Source organism: Campylobacter concisus, from assembly GCF_002912425.1.
In the GTDB taxonomy this organism is placed as follows: Bacteria; Campylobacterota; Campylobacteria; order Campylobacterales; family Campylobacteraceae; genus Campylobacter_A; species Campylobacter_A concisus_AH.
On the sequence record NZ_POYR01000079.1, the window covers coordinates 1 to 1,979 of the forward strand.

Below are 1,979 nucleotides of genomic sequence, written 5' to 3' on the forward strand. Positions count from 1 at the left end.
GATAAAGATGAATACGAAAATATTAAATTTCTTTTTAAAGATATGTGGCGACATCCTTGTACTTGACTTGCATATATGCCCTGGATATGCATAACAAAAAATGGAGAAAAATATCTAAAAGAAGTTTTATCCCCAAAAATTTATAATAAATACAAAAATATAGAAATTAAAATAGATGATAATGGAGAAATTTTATGGCAAGGAGTTACAGACCTGGACCAAGAAACCGCTTAAAAAAAGAGAAGGTGTGAGATATTATGATGGTAAAGGTGGTTCGTTTGAATTAAATCAAGGATATAAAAATCAAAAGGATGATATTCATGGCTCACCGTACTTAAAAACTACAGTTGGTAGCGAAAAAGTTAGAATCCCATTGAAATAAAGGAATTTTATGAAAAAAATACACATTATAGAATTACTATCTTCAGCAATAGAAGGAGACGGTATTATTTCTGTTGTTTTTCATTTTTTTCATATTACTTTGGGTTATTTATTAGATGAACTAAATGAAATAATAAATTTTGGTGTAAAAAACGGGGATTTGGTTATAGAAAATGTAGAAGACACAACTATATATTATGATACGATAGATTGGCGACTGGATAATGTATATCAAGAAATTTTAATGGTTGATATTTATAAATATATGCCACTTTTATTTAACGAAAATCCACAAGTGCCAAAAGAGTATGAAAAATTTATAAGCGAGTAGGTATTATGAACAGTTATATAGGAATTGGTTTTATATCTAAATGGACTACCAAAAATATTTTTATTTCACTAGACTAAATGATGGCGGTTGCAATATTGGAAGGATAACAATTGTCAAATAGTGCTAGGGATATTAAAAAATGAAAAATTATTGGTGGATGTTTTATTAAAAAAACAAAAATGATTTTTATAAAAATATAGATTTCATCTATTTGGATTTAATAGTAGAATGGGTGATAAAAGCGGCAGTTTTGATTTTTTAGGGATAGTTCATTATAGTAAAATGGTGCGCACATAGTGCCTAGCAAACCAAATTAATATTGATAAGGATTAATTATGGACACCAAAATTCTATCGTCAACTAAAAGAGCACTGCAAGGTGAAATTACGCAAAATATGCGTGCGTTATATGTAACTTTGGAAAATTTTACCATAAAACTATTGTTTATATATAATGGTGAAATAATGGATGATGATCAGGATAATATAGGATATATTAGTAGTTTAATTATCGCAGATTTTAACGAATATAAAATCGATGAAAAAGCAATTAGAATAGATTATCCAAAATCATTTGTGCTGTCAAAGAAATATGTTTTAGCATATGAAAGTCAAGAAAATATTGCATCAAATTCGGATAAAATTTTTGTGGATTTGGATAAATTAAAATTGGATAAAGATTGGTGCATTTACAAACTAGATGAATAGCTGTTGATATAAGATATATAAAAGAGCAAAATTCTTAATGTAGGTAGTTTTCTAGTCTGTCTAAAGTCAATAAACTACTCAAACCATAGAAATTTAAGCTACAGCTTATCTAAAAACCTAGCAACTCTAGGTAGTGGCAACATAGAGATAGCAGATAAAGATAACTCTGATGATCTAACAAGACTAAATAGAGATACTACTAAACTAACAAAAGATCTAGTAAATACTAGCATAAGCTCAAATGTAGATGGTAGTATGGATTTAAGGGTGCTAACAGCCGATGGAAGAGAGCAGATAAAGCAAGAGTTAGAAAAAGTTGGACAAGGGATTGCTAAAATTGCTTTAAAGGCTCTGCTTGGCAATGAAGTTTATAAAAACACGGAAATCATAATTGAGAATTTAAAACGAATAAAAGAAACAGACCCACAAAGATATAATGAAATAGTAAAGGCAATCAATGAATATAATAAAGAGCAAGAAGCACTAAAAGGAAGTTTTATCCCAGCAGCTGTTTTACCTATTGCGCCAGCTGTATTAGAATTTTTGAGCAGTCTCAGTTG

General features: G+C 29.1%; 4 protein-coding genes. All 4 read left to right on the forward strand.

All coding sequences use genetic code 11. From position 1 onward, the window contains the following. Positions 1 to 181: 181 nt before the first annotated feature. Positions 182 to 382, forward strand: a complete 201-nt coding sequence (locus tag CYP84_RS04645; protein WP_103636834.1) for a hypothetical protein — start codon at positions 182 to 184, stop codon at positions 380 to 382. Positions 383 to 391: 9 nt separating this feature from the next. Beyond that, positions 392 to 712, forward strand: a complete 321-nt coding sequence (locus CYP84_RS04650; RefSeq protein ID WP_103636835.1) for a hypothetical protein — start codon at positions 392 to 394, stop codon at positions 710 to 712. Between the two features lie 335 nt (positions 713 to 1,047). Next, positions 1,048 to 1,419 carry a hypothetical protein gene (locus tag CYP84_RS04655; RefSeq protein WP_103636836.1) on the forward strand — a complete coding sequence of 124 codons (372 nt, stop codon included), beginning with the start codon at positions 1,048 to 1,050 and terminating at the stop codon, positions 1,417 to 1,419. Positions 1,420 to 1,686: 267 nt separating this feature from the next. Continuing rightward, the coding region (locus CYP84_RS04660) for a hypothetical protein (protein ID WP_141089196.1) at positions 1,687 to 1,979 on the forward strand (293 nt) is incomplete at its 3' end.